16 protein-coding genes are annotated in these 17,052 nt (G+C 71.3%); 9 read left to right on the top strand and 7 right to left on the bottom strand.

What is annotated here, in order from left to right:
* Window positions 1-5: 5 nt before the first annotated feature.
* Complete coding sequence (locus ACSMXV_RS04955) at window positions 6-1,373, bottom strand: SWIM zinc finger family protein (RefSeq protein WP_473176483.1); 1,368 nt, start codon at window positions 1,371-1,373, stop codon at window positions 6-8.
* Entirely contained in the window at window positions 1,370-4,312 is a 2,943-nt protein-coding gene (locus ACSMXV_RS04950; RefSeq protein ID WP_473176482.1) for a DEAD/DEAH box helicase, read from the bottom strand. Before ACSMXV_RS04950 ends, ACSMXV_RS04955 begins: the two co-directional genes overlap by 4 nt.
* Before the next feature lie 246 nt (window positions 4,313-4,558).
* Here ACSMXV_RS04950 and ACSMXV_RS04945 point away from each other — a divergent pair, with 246 nt between their 5' ends.
* On the top strand, window positions 4,559-5,617 hold the full coding sequence (locus ACSMXV_RS04945; RefSeq protein ID WP_473176481.1) for an acyl-CoA desaturase: 1,059 nt from the start codon (window positions 4,559-4,561) through the stop codon (window positions 5,615-5,617).
* A gap of 103 nt (window positions 5,618-5,720) precedes the next feature.
* Window positions 5,721-5,903 (top strand): hypothetical protein, encoded by a 183-nt coding sequence (locus ACSMXV_RS04940; protein ID WP_473176480.1) that lies wholly within the window; start codon window positions 5,721-5,723, stop codon window positions 5,901-5,903.
* A 45-nt stretch (window positions 5,904-5,948) separates the two neighbouring features.
* Here ACSMXV_RS04940 and ACSMXV_RS04935 read toward each other — a convergent pair whose 3' ends face one another.
* The 4 genes from ACSMXV_RS04935 to ACSMXV_RS04920 all read right to left on the bottom strand — a co-directional run bounded on the left by ACSMXV_RS04935 (window position 5,949) and on the right by ACSMXV_RS04920 (window position 9,838).
* Window positions 5,949-7,331: a tannase/feruloyl esterase family alpha/beta hydrolase gene (locus ACSMXV_RS04935; protein WP_473176479.1), complete on the bottom strand. Its 1,383-nt coding sequence runs from the start codon at window positions 7,329-7,331 to the stop codon at window positions 5,949-5,951.
* A gap of 134 nt (window positions 7,332-7,465) precedes the next feature.
* Window positions 7,466-8,329: a hypothetical protein gene (locus ACSMXV_RS04930; RefSeq protein ID WP_473176478.1), complete on the bottom strand. Its 864-nt coding sequence runs from the start codon at window positions 8,327-8,329 to the stop codon at window positions 7,466-7,468.
* Window positions 8,330-8,796: 467 nt separating this feature from the next.
* Window positions 8,797-9,072, bottom strand: a complete 276-nt coding sequence (locus ACSMXV_RS04925; RefSeq protein WP_473176477.1) for a hypothetical protein — start codon at window positions 9,070-9,072, stop codon at window positions 8,797-8,799.
* 166 nt (window positions 9,073-9,238) lie between these two features.
* Window positions 9,239-9,838 (bottom strand): class I SAM-dependent methyltransferase, encoded by a 600-nt coding sequence (locus tag ACSMXV_RS04920; protein ID WP_473176476.1) that lies wholly within the window; start codon window positions 9,836-9,838, stop codon window positions 9,239-9,241.
* Between the two features lie 151 nt (window positions 9,839-9,989).
* Between ACSMXV_RS04920 and ACSMXV_RS04915 the strand changes: the two genes are divergently transcribed.
* The 5 genes from ACSMXV_RS04915 to ACSMXV_RS04895 all read left to right on the top strand — a co-directional run bounded on the left by ACSMXV_RS04915 (window position 9,990) and on the right by ACSMXV_RS04895 (window position 14,857).
* Window positions 9,990-10,763 carry an MHYT domain-containing protein gene (locus tag ACSMXV_RS04915; RefSeq protein WP_473176475.1) on the top strand — a complete coding sequence of 258 codons (774 nt, stop codon included), beginning with the start codon at window positions 9,990-9,992 and terminating at the stop codon, window positions 10,761-10,763.
* A gap of 62 nt (window positions 10,764-10,825) precedes the next feature.
* Window positions 10,826-13,405, top strand: a complete 2,580-nt coding sequence (locus ACSMXV_RS04910; protein ID WP_473176474.1) for a sensor histidine kinase — start codon at window positions 10,826-10,828, stop codon at window positions 13,403-13,405.
* Entirely contained in the window at window positions 13,402-13,839 is a 438-nt protein-coding gene (locus ACSMXV_RS04905; protein WP_473176473.1) for a roadblock/LC7 domain-containing protein, read from the top strand. Before ACSMXV_RS04910 ends, ACSMXV_RS04905 begins: the two co-directional genes overlap by 4 nt.
* 18 nt (window positions 13,840-13,857) lie before the next feature.
* On the top strand, window positions 13,858-14,268 hold the full coding sequence (locus ACSMXV_RS04900) for a DUF742 domain-containing protein (protein ID WP_473176472.1): 411 nt from the start codon (window positions 13,858-13,860) through the stop codon (window positions 14,266-14,268).
* Entirely contained in the window at window positions 14,249-14,857 is a 609-nt protein-coding gene (locus ACSMXV_RS04895; protein ID WP_473176471.1) for a GTP-binding protein, read from the top strand. The genes ACSMXV_RS04900 and ACSMXV_RS04895 overlap by 20 nt, the downstream gene beginning before the upstream one ends.
* A 63-nt stretch (window positions 14,858-14,920) precedes the next feature.
* On the opposite strand, the gene ACSMXV_RS04890 is transcribed toward ACSMXV_RS04895, so the two are convergent.
* Window positions 14,921-15,349, bottom strand: a complete 429-nt coding sequence (locus ACSMXV_RS04890) for a PPOX class F420-dependent oxidoreductase (RefSeq protein WP_473176470.1) — start codon at window positions 15,347-15,349, stop codon at window positions 14,921-14,923.
* A 98-nt stretch (window positions 15,350-15,447) separates the two neighbouring features.
* Here ACSMXV_RS04890 and ACSMXV_RS04885 point away from each other — a divergent pair, with 98 nt between their 5' ends.
* Window positions 15,448-15,861, top strand: a complete 414-nt coding sequence (locus ACSMXV_RS04885; RefSeq protein WP_473176469.1) for a roadblock/LC7 domain-containing protein — start codon at window positions 15,448-15,450, stop codon at window positions 15,859-15,861.
* A gap of 117 nt (window positions 15,862-15,978) precedes the next feature.
* Window positions 15,979-16,929, top strand: a complete 951-nt coding sequence (locus ACSMXV_RS04880) for a DUF6397 family protein (protein ID WP_473176468.1) — start codon at window positions 15,979-15,981, stop codon at window positions 16,927-16,929.
* Window positions 16,930-17,052 lie beyond the last annotated feature (123 nt).

Here is a 17,052-nt window from a genome sequence, read left to right as displayed (position 1 = left end):
CCGGTTCACTCGCCGCCGGTCGCCACCGCCAGAGCCGTCGCCGGGTCGTGTGCGGGAGGGCCCGCCGGGGCCCAGCGACCGCGCTCCTTGCGGTACGGCCACCAGCGGCCGTCGCGCCCGAGACGCAGCTGCGCCTGCGCGCCGACCGCCTGCGTGCCGACCACGGTCCAGGCGTTGCGTACGCCACGCAGCTCGGGCCGTTCGTCGTCCTCCCACGCCGACTCCAGGGCGGCACGCGCGCGTGCCAGTGCTTCCCCCTCCCCCTCGGGCGCCCACTCCTCGTCGAGCACCGGGAGCGCTGCGGCCCCGCCGTACCGCCAGGCACGCACGGCGAGGGCGAGGCCGTCCCGGCCCCGGCCCGATGCGGACGCGAGCCGTGCCGTGATCTCTGTCCCGGGGGCATCGGCAGCCAGTCGGACGGCATCCTGATCCACTGTCAGGTCGGATGCGAGAGGCTGGTGTTCGTGCCCGGCGGCGAGGGCGTCGGTCAGCAGCCGGTGCGCCTCGGCAGCCGCCTGCGCCGCCAGGAACTCCAGGCCGAGCACATCAAGACCGGGCGCGGGCTCCGCCTCCGTGTCGAGGGAGGGCGGAACCCCGGGCTCCTGCGGTGCGGGTGGCGGTGCGGGCAGGGGCGGCAGGATCTGCCCGGCGGAGTACGCCTCCTGGGCGTCGACGCCTTCGGGAGCCTCCTCCTGTGCCTCCTCGGGAGCCGCCGTCGCGGAGGCCTGCGCGACACTGCGGCCCTGCAACTCGTCCAGCAGCTCGCGCTCCCCGCGGCCGCGCATCAGCAGCAGAACGAACGGATCCTGGTCCAGGAGTCGCGCCAGCTGGTAGCAGAGTGCCGCGGTGTGCGCGCAGTGGTCCCACGTCCCGCAGTCGCACTCCGGCTCGAGATCGCCGATGCCCGGAAGGAGCTCCACGCCCGCGGCCGCCGCGTCCTCGACCAGATGCGGTGGCATCTCGCGGTCGAGGAGGGCCGCGATGTGCCCGGCACGCTCGACGGCCATGTCCAGGAAGCGGTCCCACTCCACGTCGCTCAACTGCTGCAGCAGTACGTCCGAGCGGTGCTGGGTGCGGTCCCGGTCCTGGACGACCGCGGTGATACGGCCGGGGCGCACCGACACCGCGCCCACCGCGCCCATGCGCGCGAGCCTGCGGCCCGACTTCACCTGCTCGGTGTCGAGAGCCGTGTCCTCCAGCGCCCTCAGCCAGGCCTGGCCCCACCAGGTCACTGCGAAGCCACGCCCGCGCGCGGGTGGCAGCGCGGCGAAGGTGCGTTCAAGGGTGGGCTCGTTCAGGGTTTCGCCGGCATGGTCGTGCGTGTGGCCGTACTCGTCGTCCGCGCTGCTGCTTTCTTCGTACCTGCGGCTCATCGGTCGCCCCCTCGCAGTTCCACCAGATCGGCCAGCTCGGCATCGGTCAGTTCGGTCAGGGCGGCTTCGCCGGAGCCGAGCACGGCGTCCGCCAGTGCGCGTTTGCGCAGCAGCATGTCGGCGATGCGGTCCTCGATCGTGCCTTCGGCGACGATCCGGTGCACCTGCACGGGCTGGGTCTGCCCGATGCGGTACGCGCGGTCCGTCGCCTGAGCCTCGACGGCCGGGTTCCACCAGCGGTCGTAGTGCACGACATGACCGGCGCGGGTCAGATTCAGCCCCGTGCCGGCCGCCTTCAACGACAGGAGGAACACCGGCACTTCACCCTCCTGGAAGCGGTTCACCATGGCCTCGCGTTCGGCCACGGGCGTGCCGCCGTGCAGGAACTGCGAGGGCACACCGCGCGACGCCAGATGCTGCTCGATGAGCCGGGCCATCCGGACGTACTGGGTGAAGACGAGCACGCTCGCGTCCTCGGCGAGGATGGTGTCGAGCAGCTCGTCGAGCAGTTCCAGCTTTCCGGAACGGCCCGCGATCCTTGGATCATCCTCCTTGAGGAACTGCGCCGGGTGGTTGCAGATCTGCTTGAGCCCGGTGAGCAGTTTGACGATGAGCCCGCGGCGCGCGAAACCCTCGGCACCCGAGATCTCGGCGAGCGTCTCGCGCACCACGGCCTCGTACAGTCCGGTCTGCTCCGTGGTGAGGGACACGGCCCGGTCGGTCTCGGTCTTGGGCGGCAGTTCGGGGGCGATGCCCGGATCCGACTTGCGGCGGCGGAGCAGGAACGGGCGGACGAGCTTGGCGAGCCGCTCTGCGGCGGCCGGGTCCTGGCCGCCCTCGACCGCCTGCGCATAGCGGCTGCGGAACGTGCCGAGCCGGCCGAGCAGTCCGGGTGTGGTCCAGTCGAGAATGGCCCACAGCTCGGAGAGGTTGTTCTCCACGGGTGTGCCGGTGAGCGCCACGCGCGCGTGCCCGCCGATCGTCCGCAGCTGCCTGGCGGTGGCGGAGTAGGGATTCTTGACGTGCTGCGCCTCGTCGGCGACGACCATCCCCCACCGCGTACCGGCGAGCTGCTCGGCGTCGAGCCGCATCGTGCCGTACGTGGTGAGCACGAACTCGCCGTCGGCCAGGCTCTCCAGGCTGCGGCGCCCGCCGTGGAAACGGCGCACAGGGCAGCCGGGCGCGAACTTCTCGATCTCCCGCTGCCAGTTGCCCATCAGTGACGTCGGACAGACGACGAGAGTCGGGCCGGCCGATGCCTCATCGGTCTGCCGGTGCAGATGCAGGGCGATGAGCGTGATCGTCTTGCCGAGGCCCATGTCGTCGGCCAGGCAGGCGCCCAGACCGAGTGAGGTCATGCGGGCCAGCCAGTTCAGGCCGCGCAGCTGGTAGTCGCGCAGCGTCGCATCGAGGGCGGCCGGCTGCCCCACCGGCTCCATGCCCTCCGGGTCGGCCAGCCGTTCGCGCAAGGTCGCCAGCCAGCCCGTAGGCCGTACCTCGACACGCCGCCCGTCGACCTCGGTGGAACCCGTCAGGACGGCGCCCAGAGCGTCGATCGGGGTGACCTTGCGGTCCTGCTGCTCCCGGGCGCGCCGGACCTCCTCCGGGTCGATGAGCACCCACTGGTCGCGCAGCCGCACCACGGGACGGCTCGCCTCGGCGAGACGGTCCAGCTCCTGACGGGTCAGCTGCTGGTCGCCCAGTGCGAACGACCAGTTGAAGGCGAGCAGGGCGTCCGCCGACAGGAACGACGGCGCGTCGGAGAGGGAGGTGCTCCGGGCCGTCCGGTCGTCGCCTCGATCATCGTTTCTCGCGCGGCTGCCCGTTCGACCGGCGTCCGTTCGTCCGGTGTTGTACGTGCCGCCGTCGTCCGGAGGGCCGATGACGGCGAGTGTGGTCAGCTTGTGCGCCAGCTCCCGGGGCCAGCGCACCTCCACGCCCGCGGCCGCGAGATGCCGGGCGCCCTCACCGAGCAGCTCGGTGACCTCGTCGTCGGCGAGCTCGACGGCGTCGGGCACGGTGGCCGACAGCAGAGGAGCAAGCGGCGGCCAGGCGCGGGCCGCGCGGCGCAGCGCGAGCAGGGCGTCCATCCGCGCGCGGGGCCCGAACGAACGCGCTGATGCGCCCGTGGCGGTCCACACCTCGGCCGCATCCGCGACGAGCGTGGGATCGCTGACGCTGTGTATCTGCAGCACGGCCCGGAACGCGAGTGCGGTGTCGTCCGAGGCCGCCGACGCGAGGCCCGGCACCTCGACGCGCAGCGAGATCCGTACGCCCGCGTCGTGCCCCGCGGCCACATCGGCGGCCCAGGCACGGTGCTCGGGGATGTGCTGCGGCCACTGCGCCGCGAAGGCCGGACCGCCCGCCGCGAGCGGAGCGGCGGGGGAGCGCGGCAGCGAGTCGGCCACGGCGTCGAGGAAGGCGCGCAGCAGGTGCTCGGGGTCCGGCAGCCGCGGCGGCCCGGCGCCGTCGATCGGGACCGCGTGGGCTCCCGGGGGCATGGAGGCGGCGAGGTCGCGTAGCCGCTGAAGGTCCTCCGGCCGCAGCGGACCCGCACGCCAGGCGTCGTGGTCGGCCGGCGTCAGCCCGGGCAACAGCAGCCCGCGTGCGACGAGTTGCAGCGCCAGCACCGTTGCCGCTCCCCAGAAGGCTGCCGCCGGATGCGCCTGCGCATGGGCACGCGCGCGTGTGAGCACAGGCAGGGCCTGCCGCACGGGCATCACCAGGGTGGGTACGCCCACGAGCTCGATGCCGTCATCACCGGGCAGGGCGACGGTCAGATGCTCGACCGAGCCCCCGGCCGCACTCGGCGGCGCGCTTTGGTCGGCGTGCCAGAAGGCGACGCTGCCGCCACGCGCGGGATCGGCGGGTACGAAGACGACGGAACAGCGGGACAGTTCTGAGATCTCGGAGGGTGTTGCTGCGGGCGGCTCATGCACAGCGATGCCACATTCCTCAAATTTGACTACTGAGACCGGAGTCGTCGAGGGTACCTCACTCGCGGACCCCGAGGAGGGCGTTCGCCGCGGCCGTCCGGACTGCCCCACCCCCGGGGTGTGGTCAGCACCCCATGTCATGCGGGCCTGCCCCAGGCTCAGCACGGGTGGTGGCTCCATGGTCGCCGTAGGTCACCGATCCGTACGTTTCATGAGGTCAGACGACCAGCGAGAGACCGGAGACCTGCCATGATCCAGGCTGCCGCAGCCACTGCGGAGCGCTTCCCGGACGCTGCCGGGAAACCGCCCGCCGGAAGTGAGTTCGCGCCCCTTCTGCGCACGGTCCGGGGCCAGGGGCTGCTCGACCGCCGCACCGGCTGGTACACGCTGGGCATCGCGGTCAATGCACTCGCGCTGGGCGCCGCGGTCACCGCCGTCGTGCTGCTGGGTGACTGCTGGTGGACGCTCCTCCTGGCGCCGCTGCTCGCCGTCCTTTCGGCACGCACGGCGTTCATCGGCCACGACGCCGGCCATGCGCAGATCACCGCCAACCGGTCCCTGAGCCGGGCCATCGGCCTCGTCCACGGCAATCTGCTCCTGGGGATGAGCTACGCCTGGTGGAACGACAAGCACAACCGCCACCACGCCAACCCCAACCACATCGACAAGGACCCGGACGTTGCCGCCGACGTCCTGGTCTTCACCAGTGACCAGGCACGCACCAGGGCCGGTTTCCGCCGGTGGCTCACGCGCAACCAGGCCTGGCTCTTCTTTCCGCTGACGCTTCTCGAAGGCCTGGCCCTGAAGATCTACGGCTTCCGGGACCTGCGCCGGCAACCGCCGCGCGAGCGAGCCGTCGAGGGACTCCTCCTCCTGGCGCATGTCACGGGCTACGCGACCCTGCTCCTCACCACGATGTCCCCGGGCAAGGCCGTCGCCTTCGCGGCGCTGCACCAGGCCCTGTTCGGACTGCACCTGGGCCTGGCCTTCGCGCCCAACCACAAGGGCATGGACATGCCCGACCCGGACGCGGACGAGCGCTGGGGCCACCTGCGCCGCCAGGTGCTCACCTCGCGCAACATCCGCGGAGGCCCGGTGACCGACTGGTTCCTGGGCGGGCTCAACTACCAGATCGAGCACCACCTCTTCCCCAGCATGCCGCGGCCCCACCTGCGGCTCGCCCAGCCCCTGGTGCGAGCCCACTGCCGTGACCTCGGCATCCCCTACACCGAGACCGGGCTCGTCGACTCCTACCGCCAGGCGCTGGCCCACATGCACGAGGTGGGGGAGCCCCTCAGGATCGAGTAGGGGATGCACGTCAGGGTCGTATCAGGGTGGTGACCTGGAACCGCCGGGAGCACCAGGCCGTTCTCAAGGCAGAGAGCGGCAGCAGCCGCGAAGGAGGCGACACATGTCGAAGAACGCGAAGATCGCCGCAGGAGGTGTGGCGGCCGGGCTCATCCTGCTGATCTGGCTGCCCTGGTGGGCCGCCTTCCTGATCATGCTCGGGGTGCCGGCAGCGGCGTATCTGGCCCTCGACCCCTCGCAGCGGCGCAGGCTGCGCCGTGTCACACGCAAGGAGCTCGGCCGCTGACACGGCCGCTGCCGGTCGAACTGCCCTGCACATCGCAGGACCGGCCTACAGATCGCAGGAGTTGACGACATCGCCGCTCGCGGGCCTGCCGACGGTACGGTCCGCGGGCGGCGTGGAGCCGTCCTCGACCCACGCGGTGAGCGCGCCGAAGGCCGCCCGGTAGCACGGCAGGATGGGCCGCAGCCGGTCCGGATACGTGTCGTACAGGCCGTCGGTGTGCGTGCCGCCTTCGACGGTGTAGTAGCGGTGCAGACCGTCACGGCCGCTCTTGTCGATCATCCGGGCGTAGACGTCGGAGTCGGCGGCTTTCGGCAGCAGCGCGTCGAGATCGCCGTGCAGCGTGATCAGAGGCTTGCCGATCCGGCCGGTCAGCGCCACGCGGGCGACGGCACGGTGGACGGAAGCGGGGCGCGACGCGTAGTCGTACGCCGCGTCGGAGGCGCACGGCGCCAGGATCTCCTGCGGTGTCGAACCGGCCGAGGAGCCCGGGCACTCAGGGTCGTACGCCGGGTCGAACTCGGCACGGTAGATCTTCTGCGTCACCCCCCAGTACGCCTTCTCGTGATACGGCCACAGAAACTCGGAACCGCGCGAGAAGCCCACGGCGTACAGATCCTCGTCCCCCGCCTTCCCGAGGCTCCGGGCCACCGTCGTGGGCAGCGAGGTGAGCAGATTGGGGCCGTCCGCCGTCCAGAGTGCGCCCTCCCAGTCGATGCCGCCGTCGTACAGCTCCGGGTGGTTCTCGAGCTGCCAGCGCGTCAGGTAGCCGCCGTTGGAGATCCCGGTCATATAGGTGCGCCGCGGGGCCTGCCCGTAGCGCTTCGCCACCGCCTGCCGTGCGGCGCGCGTGAGCTGGGTGGTGCGTGTGTTCCATTCGGCGACGGCGTCGCCCGGGCGGCTGCCGTCGCGGTAGAAGTCGGGCCCGCTGTTGCCCTTGTCGGTGGCGGCGTATGCGTATCCCAGGGACAGCACATGGTCGGAGACGGCCTTGTCGGTCGCGTACTGCTTGCGGGTGCCGGGCGCGCCCGTCACCACGAGACCCCCGTTCCAGCGGTCGGGGAGGCGGATCACGAACTGCGCGTCGTGCTGCCAGCCGTGCGTTGCGTTGGAGTGCGAGGTGTCGGGGAAGTACCCGTCGATCTGCAGACCGGGCACCCCGGACGGGTTGCGGGTGCCCGCCGCGGTGAGGCCGGCCTGGTCTGCCGTGTCCGTGTACGGGGTTCCGGCGAGGGCGGCCGTCGTCAGGTCCGGCAGGCAGGCGAGCTGCTGGTGTTCGGCGCCCGGGACCCGGACGTGTTCCTGCCTGTCGCAGTGAGCACCGCCGGGATCCGACGGGCGGTCGGCCGCTGACCCGGCGGCGGCCGGGCCCGTGGCGACCACCGCCAGCAGAGCGGCGGCGAGCAGCGGAACACCTCTGGACACACGCATGAGAGCCTCCGTGGCACGGCATGAAGAAGCAGCGGGTGGGCGGCCTCATCGTGCTGTCGTCGTCAGAGGGCAGCTATGGGTTCGGGCTCTATAGGCCAGGGGCGTTATGTGTGGGACGCGTATCCCGGTGTGCCTCAGGAGGGACGTACCGCCATCTTGTCGAGCGCCTCGAGAAGTCCGGGAAGCTCAGGTCCGCGGCCGACCGGAAGCACCTCTCCGGGCTCGTCGTCGAGCAGTACGAAGGCGATGTCGTCGGTCCGGGCGACCAAGGACCAGCCCGGGCCGTCGGCACGCAGCGTGCGCGCATCGCCTGACGCGAAGGAGGAACGCACGCGTCCCAGGGGCGGCGGAGTGTCCACGTAGGCACGCGCCTCCGCGAGGACCCGCCGGATGCCGCTGTGTGCCTTGTGCGCGCCGTCCTCCTGGCCGTCTGCCCCGGCAGGCGCCTCGTCGCTGTCGTCGTCGCCGACCGGCGCGCTGGGTGGCGCGAAGTCGGCGTCGTCGATCTGCTCCCGCCAGGCCGCCCATTGGAGCGCTATCTCGTCCGCTCCGAGCCGTCGTTGCGCCGGACCCCAGGTGCTGGTGTCGGGCGGTGAGAGCGGCGGCCGGTCGGCCAGTCCGGGGTCCGGCTCGGGATCGTGCGGAGCGGGCACGCCGGGCGCGGCGACCGCGACCGCGAGGGGCCAGCCCGGCAGAGCCGCCACCACGGAGCGCTCGTCGGGGGACAGGTCGTACTCCATGCCGCAGTCCCAGGACGCGATCGCGACGGCGACCAGGGACACGTCGTCGACGACCACCGTCCAGCGCGCACCCTCGCCGTCCTGACCGAGCACCAGGCCGTAGCCGTCGGCGAGTGGCGCGAGGCCCAGTGCCCCGCACGCCTCCGGGTAGTCGTCGCCCAGCACGCTCGGGAACTGAGCGGGCGTGAGCAGCACCGCGGTCAGCACGTACAGCGCGTCGTCCCCGGCAGCGGCGACGGCCTCGTCCGTCCCGGCCATCCCAGCCTCCCCATCGCTTCGTTCGTCGGCGCACCCTAACCATTCGCCGAGGAACTCGTCGAGGGCCTATGGACAGGAATTCGATCGTGGTCGACGCCAGTCGGCGCCTACGATCACGGACATGTCCGGATCCCGTACGCACTTCGTCTGCCTGCCGTGCCGCGTGTCCTTCAAGAAGGCGCCCGACCACGCGCGCGTGCGGGTCGACATCTGCCCGCGGTGCGGCGGCCAGTTGCTGAACGCGGGTACGGCGCTCGCCGTGCCCAAGCGCCGGGACACCGGGGCATGGCGAGCCCTGACTGCCGTCCTCATATCAGGTGTCCGCTTCCGCCAGTCCTGCTGCGGCTGCGGCCCGGGCTACCGTCCGCGCACTGTTCGCGAGGTGCGTGAACGGCTCGCGCACGCCGCCGAGACGGGCATCTCCGTGAGTGCCGCTCTGGTGTGCCCGGACCCCACCCACACCGATGTCAGGCGGCAGGCAGGCCGAGGAGCGTACGAGCGACGGCCTCAGGGGATTCGTCACGCTCCCGGGCGAGCGCGATGACCGCGCGGCACGCGAGTTCTCTGACGCCGAAGGACAGGGCCTCCGGCGACACCCAGGCAGCCGCCTCGTCGATCTGGTCCTGATCGTCCTCGGCACATGCCGAGACGTAGACGGCCGCCGCTTCGAAGACGTTGTGCGTACGTTTCTGCACCGGTTCTGCCGCCTGGCCGCGTAAGAACTTCCGGAGCCTGTCAAACATGTGGCCACCTTCCCCCTGTCGGACCGCCACCATAGGTCGCTCATATGTGCTGCTCAACGTAAAGGCCGCAGCCGGGCGGCAGAAGAGGTCCAGGCTGCCGATCCGCGCGATCATCGCAGACGCTCGGCGCTCGGCCGACGGGCCGGGGGTTTCTGTCCTCGCGCTCTCACGCCCTGCGCACGGCCAGCGCCAGGAAGCGGGCGTCCTCGTCGGCGTACGACGTCATGTGCCAGCCCGAGCCGGCCAGCAGCGGGCGGAGATTGTTCTCGGCCCGCAGGTCGTCCGGCGTGATCCGGCGGCCCTGCCGCGCGGCCAGAGCCGCCCGCCCGATGGGGTGGAAAAGCGCGAGCAGACCGCCGGGGCGCACCACCCGCGCCAACTCCCGGAGATTCTCGGCCGGTTCCGGCAGATGCGCGATCAGGCCGGCCGCGAACACGGCGTCGAGCGACTCCGCCTTCAGGGGCAGCCGTGCGACGTCGGCGAGGAGAAGGCGCCCGGCACGGTCCCGGCCTGCCCGTACGGCGGCCTCCAGCATGGCCGGAGTCACGTCGGCGCCGAGCACCACCCCGGTCGGCCCCACGGCGTCCCGGAGCGCGGGCAGTGCGCGTCCTGTGCCGCATCCCGCGTCGAGAACACGGTCACCCGGGCGCAGTCCGAGTTCTCCGACGGCGGCGCGATAGGCGGGACCGTCGTCGGGGAAACGCGCGTCCCAGTCGGCCGCGCGGGCCGTGAAGAACTCCTGAACGCGTGTGTGGTCATCGCTCATGCACCCATGATCCTCCACCGCCGCGCACGCCTGGACCATGCACATGTTCGAGCGTGACGCGATCGTTCAGGTACATCTCTCTGTCATATTCCAACACCTTTCGAACTGTGCGCCCGTTGTGCGCCCGGGCCGGGGCTAGCGTCCCTGGGTCATGGGACACCTGGACCACGCCGCCTTCGGCTGGCTTACCCCCGTGCTGTCATACGTGATGGCGTGTATCGGCGCCGCCCTCGGGCTGCGCTGCACCGTTCGCGCGCTCGCCGCCACCGGACGCTCACGCCGCAACTGGCTCATCACCGCCGCATCTGCCATCGGTACCGGGATCTGGACGATGCACTTCGTGGCGATGCTCGGCTTCAGCGTCAGCGGCACGGAGATCCGCTACAACGTGCCGCTGACCATCCTCAGCCTGATCGTCGCGATGATCGTCGTCGGCGCGGGCGTCTTCGCCGTCGGATACAGCCGTGACCGTGGCCGGGCGCTCGTACTGGGCGGCCTGACGACCGGACTCGGCGTCGCGAGCATGCACTACCTCGGCATGGCGGCCCTGCGGCTGCACGGCGATGTGAACTACGACCCGCTGCTCGTCGGGCTCTCCGTCGCGATCGCCGTCGTCGCGGCGACCGCGGCACTCTGGGCGGCGCTCAACATCAAGTCGCCCATCGCAGTCGCCGTGGCCTCCCTCGTCATGGGCGGGGCCGTGAGCAGCATGCACTACACCGGAATGATGGCGGTGAGCGTGCAGGTCGCCCCCTCCAGCTCCGCACTGCCCGGGGCCACGGTCATGCAGTTCATCTTCCCCCTCGCCGTGGGCCTCGGTTCCTACCTGTTCCTGACCTCGGCGTTTGTCGCGCTGTCTCCCACCGCGGGGGAGCGCGAGGCCTCCGCGTCGGCCCAGCGGCCGGTCGAGAGCCTCGCCCGATAGCGGCGGTCCGGGCCGGCGACGGTCCGGCAGGCACGCCCCGAACCCTGACGAGCGAGGAGGCCATGCGCACACCCCGAAGGAACCAGACGACCGGCGCACCGCCCCGTTCCGCGCCCCCGGCCCGGGGCCGCCGCGCCCACGCCGGACCACCCGCAGACGAGCACCCCGACATGAACGCGGGCGTCGAGGCATCACCTCAGGCCCCCTCGCCTCCCGCGCGCGCGGGATGGCGGATGCGGCCCCGCACAGTACGAGCGAAGATCGTCTGCCTGCTCATGGTGCCGGTCATGTCCCTGCTGGCCCTGTGGGCACACGCCACCGTCAGCACCGCCCAGGACGTCGCGCGACTGCGCCAGTTGCAGCGCGTCGACGCCGAGGTCCGTGCCCCGGTCGCCGACGCGGTCGCCGCCCTCCAGGTGGAACGATCCGCTGCTGCCCGGTACGCAACCCAACCCTCCGCCGGACGCGAGGTCGAGCTGAGGAAACTCGCCGGACGGACAGACCGAGCCGTGGCGAAGCTCCGACTCGGCAAAGGGCACACAGTCGCCGACGGCGCCGACCTGCCCACCGGTGTGGCGGAACGTCTCAGCAGCTTTGTCGACGGCGCCGAGCGCCTGCGCACCCTGCGCACCGCGGTGGTGGAGCGCAGGGCGGGCTGGGCTGAGACGTACGAGCAGTACACAGAGACCATCTCCAACGCCTTCGGGGTCGGCGGCTCCCTCACCGGAATCCAGGACGCAGAACTGGGCTCCGACGCACGCGTGCTGCTCGAGTTCTCCCAGGCCGGCGAGATGCTGGCACGCGAGGACGCGCTGCTGTCCAGCGCGCGTCTCACCGGCTCCCTCGACGGTGAGCGGCTGCGGCTGTTCACCGGCGCTGTCGACACCAGGCGGACCCTGACCGACTCGGCGGCCGCGGATCTGCGCGGACCCGACCGGGCCGCTTGGCGCGACCTTGCGGACGGCAGCGCCTACGCCGCGATGACCGCCGTCGAGGACAAGGTCCTTCGTGCGCCGGCCGGCCGCAAGGCGGCAGAAGCCGCCCCGGCGGCAGCGTGGGATCCGGCGCACGCGACCGTGCAGGGCGAGCTGCTCACCATCCAGTCGGATGCGGCGGGCTGGGCCGCGGACAGGGCCGATCCGTTCACCCGTGGCCTGCTCACGTCGGCAGGCGCCGCCGTCCTCCTCGGGCTCGCAGCGGTGGCAGCCTCCCTCGTGATCTCCGTACGCATCGGACGCGGCCTCGTCGTCGAACTCGTCAGCCTGCGCAACAGCGCGCTGGAGATCGCCCGCCGCAAACTCCCGCACGCCATGCGGCGGCTCCGCTCCGGCGAGGAGATCGACATCCGCGCCGAGGCCCCGCCGGGGCCGCCCGCCGAGGACGAGGTCGGTCAGGTCTCCGAAGCCCTCAGCACGGTGCACCGGGCCGCACTGCGCGCCGCGGTCGAACGCGCGGAACTCGCCAGCGGCATCTCCGGTGTTTTCGTCAACCTCGCCCGCCGGAGCCAGGTCCTCGTCCACCGCCAGCTCAACCTCCTCGACAGCATGGAGCGCAGGGCCGAGGACCCGAACGAGCTGAGTGACCTTTTCCGCCTCGATCACCTGACCACCCGTATGCGGCGGCACGCGGAGAGCCTGATCATCCTCTCGGGATCCGCACCCGGCCGCGCCTGGCGGATGCCCGTCTCGCTGACGAACGTGGTGCGCGCGGCGGTCTCCGAAATCGAGGACTACGCGCGCGTGGAGGTACGACACCTCCCCGACGCCTCCGTGATCGGTTCCGCGGTCGCCGACCTCACCCATCTCCTCGCCGAACTCGTGGAGAACGCCGCCCAGTTCTCGCCGCCCCACACCAAGGTGCGGATCAACGGCGAGCCCGTCGGCAACGGCTACGCCCTGGAGATCGAGGACCGCGGGCTCGGCATGGGCAAGGAGACCCTCGACCAGGCCAACCAGCGCATCGCACAGTCCGAGGCGCTCGACCTGTTCGACAGCGACCGGCTCGGGCTCTTCGTCGTCAGCAGGCTCTCGGCCCGCCACGGCATCAAAGTGCACCTGCGTACGTCTCCGTACGGAGGCACCACCGCGGTCGTTCTGCTGCCCACGGCACTGCTGCACACCGGCGCGGCCGAACCACCCACAGCCCTCACGGCGGACACGGCGGCGGGCGAGGAGCGGCACTACGCGCGCGTGCAGGAACAGCCGGGCCTGCAGCATGGCGACCACAGCTCCGTCCCAGGCGACCGCGCGCGCCGCCCCGCGCTCGTCGCACCGGTGCAGGCCGCCGTGGAGGCGTCCGACATCCCCTCAGAACCGGCGCCTCCACCGGGCGTCGCAACCCTCCGCCTCCATCGGCAGCCCTCTGGGGACGACTCGGACGCACACGGGTCGGACGGGCTGCCTCGCCGCATACGCCAGGCGAGCCTCGCCCCCCAGCTGCGCGAACACCGCGCCGAGGAACCGGCACCGGCCACGAGCCCCCAGGACAACCACGAGCGCAGTCCGGAGCAGGTGCGTCAGCGCATGGCGGCGTACCGCGACGGCTGGGCGCGCGGCGGCGGCCGGCCGCCCGGCACCGGCTCCGCTCCCCGCAGACCCGGCTCCGGGCCGGGCGCAGACAGCAGCGAAGGAGACCACGCATGATCCAGGACCCGAGCACGGGGGCCGCCCAGCGATCCGGTGAACTGGACTGGCTGCTTGACGACTTGGTGCTTCGCGCCGCCGAAGTCCGGCATGCCGTGGTGCTGTCGAACGACGGGCTGGCCGTCGGCGCCTCGAGCGCCCTCACCCGCGAGGACGCCGAGCATCTGGCCGCCGTGGCCTCGGGCTTCCACAGCCTCGCCAAGGGCGCGGGCCGCCAGTTCGGCATCGGCGGAGTACGCCAGACCATGGTGGAGATGGACGACGGCTTCCTGTTCGTCGCCGCCGCGGGCAGCGGCTCCTGCCTCGCCGTTCTCACCGCCGCGACGGCCGACATCGGTCTCGTGGCGTACGAGATGGCCCGGCTGGTGAAGCGGGTGGGCGAGCATCTGCACACTCCCGCGCGCGTGCCCGCGCGCCCGCCGGCCGGCGGATGACCGAGGGCGGCGACGCACATGACCGAGGACAGGCCCGTCGGCCCGGGGATGCCGGGCGGCCGGTGGTACGACAACGAGGCGGGGCCTCTCGTCCGCCCGTACGCGATGACGGGCGGCCGGACCCAGCCGGGCCCGGCAGGGGCGTACTTCGACCTCATCGCGCTCATCACGCTCGACGAGAACGCGCCGCGCTATGACGAAACGGCTCTCGGGCCGGAGCACCGTGCGCTGATCGAACTGTGCCGCATCGACACCCAGTCGGTCGCGGAACTGGCCGCCGGTGCCGATCTGCCCGTGGGCGTGGTCAGGGTGCTGCTCGGCGACCTCCTGGAGCTGGGCTGCGTCACGGTCAGCCGACCCGTGCCGCCCGCCCAGCTCCCCGACGAAAAGATCCTCAGGGAGGTAATCAATGGGCTCCGAGCGCTCTGAGTCCGCGGGTGGCGGCACGACGGCCCCGATGGCGTTGAAGATTCTGGTCGCGGGCGGATTCGGGGTGGGCAAGACCACCCTGGTCGGCGCGGTCAGCGAGATACGTCCGCTGCGTACCGAGGAACAGCTGAGCGAGGCCGGCCAGTCGGTCGACGACACCGAGGGCGTGGACCAGAAGACCACGACGACCGTCGCCATGGACTTCGGCCGTATCACCATCAGGTCGGGCCTGTCGCTCTACCTCTTCGGCACACCGGGTCAGGACCGCTTCTGGTTCCTGTGGGACGAGTTGTCGCAGGGCTCGCTCGGCGCTGTCGTGCTGGCGGACACCCGGCGGCTCGAGGACTGCTTCCCCGCCGTCGACTACTTCGAGCACCGGCGCATCCCGTTCGTGGTGGCAGTGAACTGCTTCCCGGGCGCGCGCACCTACGGTGCCACGGACGTGTCACGCGCCCTCGACCTCGACCGGGGCACGCCGGTGGTGCTGTGCGACGCCCGCGACCGCGACTCCGGAAAGGAGGTGCTGATCCGGCTGGTCGAGTACGCCGGGCGGATGCACACCGCCCGGCTGCTCGACTCGGTCGGGTGACGACGGCCGACCGTGAGGTGAGTGATTGATCCTGGCGTCCAGGGATCCTGACGTCGGGACTGATCAGTCGGCGACCCCGGCCAGGGCGACGACCTGATGGATCCTCATCCGTACCAGAAGCTCGCCCGGCACGCCGTTGCGCGCTCCGAACTCCTCGGCCCTGTCCTCCCCCATGTAGCGCGCGCCGATCCGCGTCGCCCAGTGACGCACCTCGTCGAGGTCCTCGGACAGTTCCGCATGTCCGCGCAGTATGACGAAGGCGTACGGCGGACGGTCGTCGTCCACGCACAGCGCCACCCTTCCGTCGCGTGCCAGATTCCGTCCCTTCACCGACTCCCGCCCGGTGTTGAACACCAGATCGTCTCCGTCCAGCAGAAACCAGATCGGCGTCACGTGCGGACCGCCGTCGGCCCGGACGGTCGACAGTTTGCCTGTGCGGGTGCCCTGCGAGACGAAGGCCCGCCATTCATCATCGGTCATCTTCTGTGCCATGCCTCCATCCTGCTTGCCCGGGACCCGGCGGTGGGGAAGGCTGACGATTCGGATCCTCCGGACCGGAGGCGACCGCATCGGGAACGGGGAGACGGATCATGGCGCGGAACGGGGAACTCGCCTGGCTGCTCGACGACCTGACCAACCGGGTCGACTCGGTACACCATGCGCTGGTGCTCTCCAGCGACGGGCTCGTCACGGGTTCGAGCACCGGCCTCCGGCGGGAGGACGCCGAGCATCTGGCGGCTGTCTCATCGGGGTTGCACAGTCTGGCCAAGGGGTCGGGCCGCCACTTCGGGGCGGGAGGCGTGCGCCAGACGATGATCGAGTTCGATGAGGCGGTGCTCTTCGTCACGGCGGCCGGTGACGGCAGCTGCCTGTGCGTGCTGACATCCGCTGAGGCCGACATCGGCCAGGTCGCCTACGAGATGACGCTGCTCGTGAGCCGCGTCGGAGAGCACCTCGGCGTGGACGAACGGCGCCCGGATGGCTCCCCTGGAAACGGCCTCTGACCTGGGCATACGTGCTTGCCGTCAGAGTTATCCACAGGATCGGCGCAGAGTGCGGGCGTCGGGCTACGGTTTTCCCCGGAAGCAGTCACCAGCCACGTCTCACGGGGGAGAACCGACATGACAGGCAACACGCTGACGACGGCCGCGGGCGCTCAGGGCCCTGCGCACAGTGACCGGCCGCCGGTTGCGCAGAGTCGCGCGGCCCGCGAACTCGGCTTGAAGAGGAGCGAGTTCGACCTGGCAGTACTGCTGGGGCGTATCCGCACCGTGCCGGACGAAGCCGGCGGGCGCCGCCGCGTCACCGTGGAGGAGCTCGAGCGCGTGCGCACCGCCGAAGGGTTTCCCGACTCACTGCGGCAGCAGATCAGGGTCGTGGGCACGACCGAGGGGGCTGAGCTGATGGGTATCAGCTCGGCCAGGTTCACCAAGCTGGCCCGCCTGGGGCTGCTGGTGCCGGTGAGGTTCTACCTCAACCGCTATCGCGCGGTCGTCTGGCTGTATCTCGCCCAGGAGTTGGAGCAGTTCGCAGGGGAAGAGGCCAACGCCCCGTTGCTCGGAGGCCGTGTGTCCACCGCGCTGCGGGAACAGCTCGCGGAGGGCGTCGACGTGCGCGCCCGCAACTGGCGAGGCCGCTACACCGGATTGTTCCTGCGCCGGACAGAGGACACATGGGAGCGTGCCGCGGTCGTGGCCTCGCTGCTCGACCCGGTCCAGATCGCCGAGATCGTCCCGGATCCCTACGAACGCTCCTACCTCAACCGTCTGCGGCCCCAAGCACCGGGACACGGCGCGCCCGATTCCCCGGCGGCGCAGCTGACCGAGCGGATCATGACGGCGGACGACCCGGACGAGATCCTGTGGGTGCGTGCGAACCTTTCACGGGCCCTGGCCGAAGCCCGGGAGGACCGGCCCGCGCCGCGGCCGGCGTCAGGGGGAGGCATCCCTGTTCCACGAGCGCCGGAGCAGCGGGCGAGTCCGGCCTGCGAAGCGCTGGGCGATCTGCCCGATGCCAAGCAGTCGAGAGGCCTGCTCAGGTGGATGCGCCGCAAACGTGCCGACGACTCCTGACGCGCTGCCGTCCTCAGGGGTCCTGATCGCGACTGTCCTCATAGGTCGTGATCCGACCGTCCTCATAGATCCAGATCCCTTATAGGCCCTGATCCGCGTCGGTGCTCGTCGGCGCCAGATCCG

It is taken from the genome of Streptomyces sp. DSM 42067, assembly GCF_055792885.1.
This window is presented reverse-complemented; position numbering and strand designations above follow the sequence as displayed.

Excerpts from the sequence above, each read along its gene's own strand:
- ACSMXV_RS04905 (WP_473176473.1), top strand. The coding sequence starts at position 13,402 with ATGATCCAGGACCCGAGCACGGGGGCCGCCCAGCGATCCGGTGAACTG.
- ACSMXV_RS04935 (WP_473176479.1), bottom strand. The coding sequence starts at position 7,331 with ATGCGTGTGTCCAGAGGTGTTCCGCTGCTCGCCGCCGCTCTGCTGGCG.
- ACSMXV_RS04930 (WP_473176478.1), bottom strand. The coding sequence starts at position 8,329 with ATGGCCGGGACGGACGAGGCCGTCGCCGCTGCCGGGGACGACGCGCTG.
- ACSMXV_RS04900 (WP_473176472.1), top strand. The coding sequence starts at position 13,858 with ATGACCGAGGACAGGCCCGTCGGCCCGGGGATGCCGGGCGGCCGGTGG.
- ACSMXV_RS04955 (WP_473176483.1), bottom strand. The coding sequence starts at position 1,373 with ATGAGCCGCAGGTACGAAGAAAGCAGCAGCGCGGACGACGAGTACGGC.
- ACSMXV_RS04895 (WP_473176471.1), top strand. The coding sequence starts at position 14,249 with ATGGGCTCCGAGCGCTCTGAGTCCGCGGGTGGCGGCACGACGGCCCCG.
- ACSMXV_RS04920 (WP_473176476.1), bottom strand. The coding sequence starts at position 9,838 with ATGAGCGATGACCACACACGCGTTCAGGAGTTCTTCACGGCCCGCGCG.
- ACSMXV_RS04880 (WP_473176468.1), top strand. The coding sequence starts at position 15,979 with ATGACAGGCAACACGCTGACGACGGCCGCGGGCGCTCAGGGCCCTGCG.
- ACSMXV_RS04925 (WP_473176477.1), bottom strand. The coding sequence starts at position 9,072 with ATGTTTGACAGGCTCCGGAAGTTCTTACGCGGCCAGGCGGCAGAACCG.
- ACSMXV_RS04915 (WP_473176475.1), top strand. The coding sequence starts at position 9,990 with ATGGGACACCTGGACCACGCCGCCTTCGGCTGGCTTACCCCCGTGCTG.
- ACSMXV_RS04910 (WP_473176474.1), top strand. The coding sequence starts at position 10,826 with ATGCGCACACCCCGAAGGAACCAGACGACCGGCGCACCGCCCCGTTCC.
- ACSMXV_RS04885 (WP_473176469.1), top strand. The coding sequence starts at position 15,448 with ATGGCGCGGAACGGGGAACTCGCCTGGCTGCTCGACGACCTGACCAAC.
- ACSMXV_RS04940 (WP_473176480.1), top strand. The coding sequence starts at position 5,721 with ATGTCGAAGAACGCGAAGATCGCCGCAGGAGGTGTGGCGGCCGGGCTC.
- ACSMXV_RS04945 (WP_473176481.1), top strand. The coding sequence starts at position 4,559 with ATGATCCAGGCTGCCGCAGCCACTGCGGAGCGCTTCCCGGACGCTGCC.
- ACSMXV_RS04890 (WP_473176470.1), bottom strand. The coding sequence starts at position 15,349 with ATGGCACAGAAGATGACCGATGATGAATGGCGGGCCTTCGTCTCGCAG.